Genomic DNA, 8,340 nt, shown 5'->3' on the forward strand with positions numbered 1-8,340 from the left:
GTCCGGTAGATGTCGCCTTGAAATATTTCGAGGCAGTTCCCGGACGTGATGCATTCCATAGCATCACCGCGCTGGCAAGTGCGAACTTCTCCGATTCCCTCTTCGCTCACAGGCGAGGCTTCGGAAATCGCCGTTTGGTGAACTATCTTGCTTGACATATCGGCGTCACGCTCGGGCCCGCAAATCCCAGCCCTAGGCCGGATAAGGTTTGCCAGCAAAACTTGTCGGATGCCGTTCATTCGAATAGGTCTAATCTCGGGAGTTGAGACCGGAATACTGTGCGTTCCCGCCGTTGGGCCGGTTGCGGCAGGATCGCGGGAGGAGACGATGCAGCTGGCCGATACGACCATCGGTAGGAGCTCGACGAGCGGGATCGAGACGGCGGTCTATACGGGCTCGAACGTCGCTGACGCTTGCGAAACCGCGCGCTCTATCGCCGTGCATGGCGAGTTCACCCTGATGATCGCTCTCTTCGATCGCGCCTTTGACGCTGGCGAACTGACCCGTTGCCTGAGGCGTGAGATCGAAGTTCCGACCCAGGTCTGCGCCTCGACCGCTGGTGGAGTCGGGCCCTTTGGTTACGTCGACGGCTGCATCGTTTTCGTCTTCTTTTCGACTGCCGAATTCGAAGTGCTCGCCTCTGTCGTTCCCGCTATATCCTCGGGTGGCCTCGAGCACGGTGCTACGATCGCAGGTGATCTCTACAAGCGCTTCGAAAACAACGTGGTCCACAGGCGCATGGGAGAGGCCGAGAGCGGCAAGATTTTCGCGCTGACGCTGATCGACGGGTTGTCGAATCACGAAGAGGTCGTTGTTGCCGCTATCCAGCGTGGGCTTCCGAATCTTCCTCTGGTCGGGGGATCCGCGGGCGACGGCCTCGCCTTCGAGAACACCTATGTGTGCGTCGACGGCAGGGCGTACACCGATGCTGCGGTCGTCTGCCTGATATGGACCAGAGTGCCTTTCGCTGTCTTCAAGTCCGACCACTATCGGCCGACAGATGTTCGCCTCGTCGTGACGGGCTGCGATCCGGAAAAGCGGCTCGTGACCGAACTCAACGGCGTCGACGCGGCAACGGAATATGCAAGTGTCCTCGGGCTAGACCCACAAAGCCTCACGCCATTCTCGTTCGCCGCCCATCCGCTGGCAGTGCGCGTCGGCGGCGAACATTACTGCCGCTCAATCCGGCGGATGGAACCGGAAGGGCTTTCCTTCTTCTGCGCGATCGAGGAAGGGGTCGTCCTCACTATCGCCGAGGCGAGCGACATGATCGATTCGATGCGCGACGAACTCGACCGGATTGCGGGCGAACTCGGCGGCATCGACCTTGCACTCGGCTTCGACTGCATCCTGCGTCGGATTGAGGCCGAGGAGCGACAACTCTCGCGCAGGGTCGCGAAGGTGTTCGATGACCACAACGTCTTCGGCTTCACGACCTATGGCGAGCAGTTCTCCTCCATGCACCTCAACCAGACCCTGACTGGCATCGCATTCGGCGCACGTGCCGAAGGAGCGCCGGCAACCGGCGATCATCCTCGCGTCGGTGCGATGGCATGAACGAGATGATCCTCGGGACGCTGGGCACCATTTCGGCGGACGACAGACCCGAGCCCGATTGTCCAGAAAAGGAGGAAATTTGGCGGCTAAAGCGCATCAATCTCGCCTTGATGCGACGGATCGAGCAGGTAACGGACAGCCAGGCCAATGCCTATTCCTTGTTCCAGACGGCAATCCAGCGTGAAACCCAGGTGCGGCGTCGAACCGAAGAACTCTCCGACGCGCTGAAGACCCTGGAGGAGACGAACCGCAAGAATCTCGCCGCGCGCGAAGCCGCCGACAATGCCAATCGCTCCAAGTCGAAATTTCTAGCAGCTGCCAGCCACGATATCCTCCAGCCGCTCAATGCAGCCCGGCTCTCGCTCTTCGCAGTCCAGGGATCGGGCCTTAGTCCAGAAGGCGAGCGCTTCGCCTCCGCGGTCGACCGTGCGCTCGACACGATGGAAGACCTGATCGGTAGCGTTCTCGAGATCGCTCGCCTCGATGCCGGCGTGCTCGAACCCGATATCGGCGAGATAGCGCTGAGCGACCTTTGTGTCGGCCTAGCGACGGAGTTCCAGCCTCTGGCGCGGGAGAAGGGATTGTCGCTGCGGGCGACAGGCAGCGATCTCACCGGCCTGTCCGATGCCGCGCTGCTAAGGCGGTTGCTAGCAAACCTCCTCTCCAATGCGATCCGCTACACCGACAAGGGCGGGGTCCTCGTCGGCGCACGTCGGCGAGGCGATTCGGTCCGGATTGACGTGGTCGATACTGGGCACGGGATAGCGGCCGATCAATACGAGAAGATCTTCGAGGAATTTCATCGCGGCCGGTTGGGCCCGAAGAGTTCGACGGCCCGGCCGGGCCTTGGTCTCGGCCTGTCGATCGTCAAGCGCACGGCAGCGGCGCTCGGCCATCGGCTGAGCTTTCGATCACGCGAGGGGCGTGGAACGGTCTTTTCCGTCAGCATGCCACTGGCGCCGGTCCAGCACCGGCAGGACAAGCCGGCCTCGCCGCGGGTTCAGGCCTCGGGCATCGGTCTTGCCTATTCCAAGGTGCTGCTCGTGGAAAACGAGAAGGCGGTGACGGAGGCGACCGTCGCGCTTCTGGAGCGTTGGTCCTGCACGGTTCGCACGGCGAGCGGCATCAGCGAAGCGCAGACGATCCTCGCCCAGGAGAAATTCTATCCCGATGTCGTCATTGCCGACTACTGGCTCGACAAGGGCCAGATCGGGACGGATGTCGTGGAGGCTGTTCGCTCAACGCTTGGACGCAACGTACCTGCCTGTGTGCTGACGGCGGACTACGCCGCGGAAACTGAAGAGCACATTCAGAAGAGCGGCTGCGAACTGATCCGCAAGCCTGTGCGGCCGGCCGAACTTCGCGCGCTCCTTGCGCACATGACGGCCTGAGCGGCCGTCAGCTCGAGACACGTTCCAGGCGTTTGCTTTGGTTCGATTGCTGGCCAACGCTGTCGAAATCGAGTTTCGAAATCTCGATTACCGCCTGGGTGCGGCTGAAGACGTTCAGCTTGCGAAGGATCTCCGAGACATGGGCTTTCACTGTTGTCTCGCCGACAGACAGTTCATAGGCGATCTGCTTGTTGAGAAGACCCTGTCGGATCATCGAGAGGACCCGAAGCTGCTGCGGCGTCAGGCTGGCGACGCGCGAGGCGAGGGAATCGACGTCCGGATGATCCTCCGGTCCGTTGGCGATCAGCTCGTCCTGCACATAAACCGAACCGGACAGCACTTCGGTGATCGCGGTGGCGAGATCGAGCTTCTTGGCCGATTTCGATACAAAGCCGGCTGCCCCGTAGGAGAGGACGCGGCGGACGATCTTCGGATCGTCGAGTGCGGAGACCACGAGGATCGGCAGCTTCGGGAAGCGCGCGCGCAGTTCCAGAAGGCCCTCAAATCCAGACACGCCGGGCATGGTGAGATCGAGAAGCGCCAGATCGAAGCTCTTCGTCTCTTCACCGCAAGCTACGATTGCCGCCTCGATCGTGTCGGTCTCCAGGATCTCGGACTCTGGGACGGCTGCTTCGATCGCCGCGCGCAGGGCGTCTCGGAACAGCGGATGGTCGTCGATGAGAAGAAATGTCGTCATCGTGAACCTTCAGGTGCGTTCGGCAGTGGCGAACCTATTCGATCATATCCTTCGCAGTCTAAGGAGCCTATCGTCCGGGAGCAATTGGTCTTTCGTTCGGGCGCTTCGCCGTCAACGCCGATTCTCCGATCGTGGTAGCCTGCGGTCCTGGGCAAGGTTTGACGTCTCGGATTTGGTAACCGCCGCCCCTTCAATCCAGCGCGCAACGAACCACCAGCCGATCGCCCAGGCCGCGCCGACCGTCCAGCCGGCGAGGACGTCGCTCGGCCAGTGGACAGCGAGATAGACCCGGCTAACGCCGACGAGGATCGTCACGATTACCGCGCAGGTGACAAGGAAGGCACGGACGCTCGCTCGCGGTTCGACGCGTGCGGTGAGGATCGCAAGAGTTAGATAGGTAACCGCCGACATCATGGCGTGGCCACTTGGAAAGCTCATGGAGGTGACATGCGTACCGTGGGGCACGAGATCGGGCCGTGGTATCGAAAATCCCCACTTGAGCAGCTGGCTAGTCGCAAACCCCGATGCAATCGCAGCGATCACCACGAGACCAGTGCGCCATTTGTCCTGCATGAAGAGGTAGAGCGCGGCGAAGGCCGTCACCATGATCAGCACGCCGGTTCCGCCGAAGGCCGTCATATCCCGCCCGAAGACCTCCAGCCAAGGCGGTCCGATCGGCTCTTGAGGATCGGCGGCACTGCGCATCAAGAGAAGGATGTCCTGGTCCAGCGCCTGAGTGTCGCCTTCCAGAACCTCGCCGGCAAGCGCAACGAAGGCCCAAATTCCACAAGCCGCGATCAAAATTGCGATGAGCGCCCTGAGTTCAATTCGGCTCTTTATGAAATGGGTAATGGTGTCGAGATCGAACATGCTGCGTTTCCGATGGCGTCCGTAATCTCATCTGGGTATCGGCAGCCTACGGGCAACTGAAGGCGCGAACGATTGCTTGTGATCAAGAAGGTCTGGTAATCGCCGTCGCCATGACCGCCATTCTCCGCTTCGCACCGTCTCCGACTGGTTTCATCCATATCGGCAATCTCAGGACCGCGCTGTTCAACTGGCTTTACGCCAAGAGCCGCGGCGGAGAGTTCGTCTTGCGCTTCGACGACACCGATCAGGAGCGCTCGACCCGCGCATTCGCCGATCAGATCGAGGCCGATCTCGCATGGATCGGCATTAAGCCGGACCGTGTGATCCGCCAGTCGGATCGTGTTGCGCGATACGACGAAGCGGCGGAACGACTCAAGAGCCTCGGCCTGCTCTACCCCTGCTACGAAACCCCGGAGGAGCTCGACCGCAAGCGCAAGAGACTGGCGGCGCGGGGTTTGCCGCCGGTCTACGTCCGTGAAGCGCTTCGCCTTTCACAGGAGGAGAAAATCGCGCTGGAAGCCGAGGGGCGCAAGCCGCATTGGCGCTTCCTCCTCCCCAATCACGACGGCGATCCCACGATCACGAAGCGGACCGAGGTGCACTGGGACGATCTGGTGCGCGGACCACAGACGGTCGATCTTGCTTCGCTTTCGGACCCCGTGCTGATCCGCGCAGACGGGAGCTATCTCTACACGTTGCCGTCGATTGTCGACGATGGCGAGGTCGGCGTCACCGACATCATTCGCGGCGACGATCACGTCACCAATACGGGGGTCCAGATCCCGATCTTCGAGGCACTCGGACTGAGTGCTCCGCGCTTCGGGCACCACAATCTCATCACGACAATCGGCGGGGAGGGGCTCTCCAAGCGAACTGGCTCGCTTTCGATCAAGGCATTGCAGGACGAAGGTTACGAGCCGATGGCCGTAGCGTCTCTTGCTACATTGGTCGGCCTCTCGGGATCGATCGTTGCGGTGCGCGAACTGGACACGCTGGCGACGCGGGTCGATCTTGGTGAGGTGTCGGTTTCGGCTTCGAAGTTCGATCCGGCGGAACTCGACCGCCTGAATGAAGAGATCGTGCATGGGCTGGCCTACGCCGATGTCGCCGATCGGCTCGCGGAGCTCGACATCCCGGATCGAGAGCGCGAGGCTTTCTGGCTGGCTGTTAGGGCCAACTGCGGGAAAGTGCGGGAGGCCACGTTTTGGCGGGACGTCGTCTACGGCGATCTGGTCAGTGGCGACGAGCCCGATGAGGACGACAAAGCCTTCATCGACATTGCTCGCGAGCGACTTCCAGAGGGGCCGGTCGATGAAAACACCTGGAAAGCGTGGACGAGCGACCTCAAAAAGCAGACCGGCCGCAAGGGCCGGTCTTTGTTCATGCCGCTGAGATTGGCCCTGACAGGTCTTGGTCACGGACCCGAATTGGCCGCGCTCCTGCCGCTTATCGGTCGGGAAAGAATTGTGGCCCGACTTGGCGGATGACCTTTGGACGACTGGAGACTTCGGCCACATCCTTGCTTGCCCCTCGCAGGTCACTCACCAAAACTTCCTTCGGATCGGGCCTGCGAGCAGGGAGTGGAATTGCCGATTCGAAAGGCAGGTCGCCAAGGCCTTCTGCAACTTCGATCTGAAAGGCTGGCTCAGGTTCGATCTCGCAGGCCTTTGCTGCAGCCTCATCGATACCTTTCGTCTTGTACGCAAAGGCGGTTGCAAGGTCAGTGTAGTCGACGCCGGAGGTATGACTGACCATGTTTTCGGCTTCTTCGCGCAGCACGCGGTGAAAATAAAGATCGACGTCGGTTCCGGGACACCGCGCCTGGCATTCTTCCAGATCCTGATCAAAATATTCCGATGTGGTCGAGAAACTGACCGGGAAGAAATATCCGTCGGCCTTGCGAACGCATAAGGTTCGGTAGGTGTAGCTCGAACCTCCCGAAGCAGCACTGCTAGCCCGGCGCGACCTCGACGTGCCGCTCGACCTGGAGCGGGACGACCGGTTCGCCGATCGCCTAACCTTGTTCGACGAGCGTTTGGCAGATCTCCTGATGACCTTCCGCTTCAGATGTCGCTTGGACGCCGAACGACCGATCTTCTGACGGTGGGAGGCCGTTGGCGCGCCGAAAAGCTTTTGGAGTATCGACTGCGCCTGTACCGGTTGAGGCGTCATAGGGAGAATTCCAGCGAGACACACACTGACTGCGAGGAATAGGCGCGGAAAGATCCGATGGAGTTTCACGGTCATGGTCATGCGTCACCACACAAGGGAATCTTTCAAGCGGATCAACAATCCACTTAGACGTTCGGCAGAGTCCGTCTACCCTCGCCATCCATGCATTTTGTTTTCCAACCTATACGGTCTAACGCCCAGCCCGACCTTTGATAAGTTTCGAGGGCGTGAGGCGGAGTCTTGAGCCTGGACGGCCTAGCCGTTCTCGATTTGCTTCGCATTCTGAACACATTGGGCGGCTGCAATTGCCGCCATGTTGACGACCCCGCGCGAGGTGACCGATGGCGTCAGAACGTGCGCAGGCGAATTTGTTCCCAGTAGGATCGGGCCCACGTGAAGTGCGTCGAGCATTGTCTTGACCACGTTGAGAGTGATGTTCGCTGCGTCCAGGGTCGGGAAGACGAGAAGGTTGGCTTCGCCGGTTAGCGTCGAAGCCGGCATTGTCCGGTCGCGCGTGGCCTGGTTCAAAGCGGCATCCCCGTGCATTTCGCCATCGATCTCGATGTCAGGTCGCTGCTCGCGGATGATGCCGAGGGCATTGCGCAGCTTACGCGTGTCCTCCGTATCGTCGGACCCGAAGTTAGAGTGCGATACGAGCGCCGCTTTGGGTTCGATACCGAAACGTTTAATCTCGTCGGCGGCGAGGATCGTCATTTCTGCGATGTCATCTGCGCTCGGATTGCGCTGCACGTAAGTATCGACGAAGAACTTTGAGCCTTGCTGGGCGATCAGCACACTGAGCGCGGCGAACCGTCGGACTCCCGGTTCCAGTCCTATGACCTGGCTGATGTCGCGGACATGGTGGGGGAAGCGGCCCTCCAACCCGCAGATCATAGCGTCGGCCTCGCCTCGCGTGACGGCCGTTGCCGCAATTACCGTAGAGTTCGTACGCATGATCGTTCGCGCCGAATCAGGTGATATCCCCTTGCGTCCGACCTTGGCGAAGTAGGCGTCCACATAGTCGCGGTAACGCGGGTCGTCGGTCGGGTCGACCACCTGAAAGTCCTTGCCTGGCGCGATGGACAGGCCAAACCGCTCCAATCGGCTCTCGATGACGGACGGGCGGCCAACGAGGATCGGCTGGCAGACGCGGTCTTCCAAGAGAACCTGCGAGGCTCGCAGGACACGCTCATCCTCGCCGTCTGCAAAGATCACCTTGTGGTCGGTGCCCTGCGTCACTTTGAAAATCGGCTTCATGATGAGGCCCGACCGGAACACGAAGCGGTTTAGCTGCTCCATGTACTGGTTCATGTCCTCGATAGGCCGAGTCGCAACTCCCTCCTGTCTCGCAGCTTCGGCTACGGCCGGCGCGATCTTCAAGATCAGACGCGGGTCGAAGGGCGTCGGGATGAGATATTGCGGGCCGAAGATCGGCGTCCCGGATCCGTAGGCCTTTGCAGCAACCTCGTTGACATTCTCCCGCGCAAGTGCGGCGATCGCGTCGACCGCCGCCATCTTCATCTTCTCGGTGATATGGGTCGCACCGCAATCGAGAGCGCCGCGAAAAATGAAGGGAAAACAAAGGACATTGTTGACCTGGTTCGGGTAATCCGAACGTCCAGTGCAAATCATGCATCCGGGCGCACCTCGCGG

General features: G+C 60.7%; 6 protein-coding genes and 1 pseudogene. 3 read left to right on the forward strand and 4 right to left on the reverse strand.

The annotated features are described in order from the left end of the window. Window positions 1-327 precede the first annotated feature (327 nt). Together FP2506_RS01860 and FP2506_RS01865 are read left to right on the forward strand one after the other, a co-directional pair. On the forward strand, window positions 328-1,557 hold the full coding sequence (locus FP2506_RS01860; protein WP_007065665.1) for an FIST N-terminal domain-containing protein: 1,230 nt from the start codon (window positions 328-330) through the stop codon (window positions 1,555-1,557). Next, the gene (locus tag FP2506_RS01865; protein ID WP_007065666.1) at window positions 1,554-2,948 is read left to right on the forward strand and encodes an ATP-binding response regulator; all 1,395 of its coding nucleotides are present in this window, start codon (window positions 1,554-1,556) and stop codon (window positions 2,946-2,948) included. The genes FP2506_RS01860 and FP2506_RS01865 overlap by 4 nt, the downstream gene beginning before the upstream one ends. A 7-nt stretch (window positions 2,949-2,955) precedes the next feature. On the opposite strand, the gene FP2506_RS01870 is transcribed toward FP2506_RS01865, so the two are convergent. Both FP2506_RS01870 and FP2506_RS01875 read right to left on the reverse strand, forming a co-directional pair. After that, window positions 2,956-3,645 carry a response regulator gene (locus tag FP2506_RS01870; RefSeq protein WP_007065667.1) on the reverse strand — a complete coding sequence of 230 codons (690 nt, stop codon included), beginning with the start codon at window positions 3,643-3,645 and terminating at the stop codon, window positions 2,956-2,958. 111 nt (window positions 3,646-3,756) lie between these two features. After that, window positions 3,757-4,515 (reverse strand): phosphatase PAP2 family protein, encoded by a 759-nt coding sequence (locus tag FP2506_RS01875; protein WP_007065668.1) that lies wholly within the window; start codon window positions 4,513-4,515, stop codon window positions 3,757-3,759. A gap of 110 nt (window positions 4,516-4,625) precedes the next feature. Here FP2506_RS01875 and gltX point away from each other — a divergent pair, with 110 nt between their 5' ends. After that, complete coding sequence (gene gltX, locus FP2506_RS01880) at window positions 4,626-6,002, forward strand: glutamate--tRNA ligase (RefSeq protein WP_007065669.1); 1,377 nt, start codon at window positions 4,626-4,628, stop codon at window positions 6,000-6,002. On the opposite strand, the gene FP2506_RS18255 is transcribed toward gltX, so the two are convergent. Then, window positions 5,962-6,768, reverse strand: coding sequence for a DUF2865 domain-containing protein (locus tag FP2506_RS18255; protein ID WP_081448273.1), 807 nt, complete (start codon window positions 6,766-6,768; stop codon window positions 5,962-5,964). The genes gltX and FP2506_RS18255 overlap by 41 nt on opposite strands. Window positions 6,769-6,942: 174 nt before the next feature. Continuing rightward, a pseudogene (locus FP2506_RS01890) lies at window positions 6,943-8,340 on the reverse strand (phosphate acyltransferase); the annotation flags it as partial.

The organism is Fulvimarina pelagi HTCC2506 (genome assembly GCF_000153705.1).
Lineage (GTDB): Bacteria > Pseudomonadota > Alphaproteobacteria > Rhizobiales > Rhizobiaceae > Fulvimarina > Fulvimarina pelagi.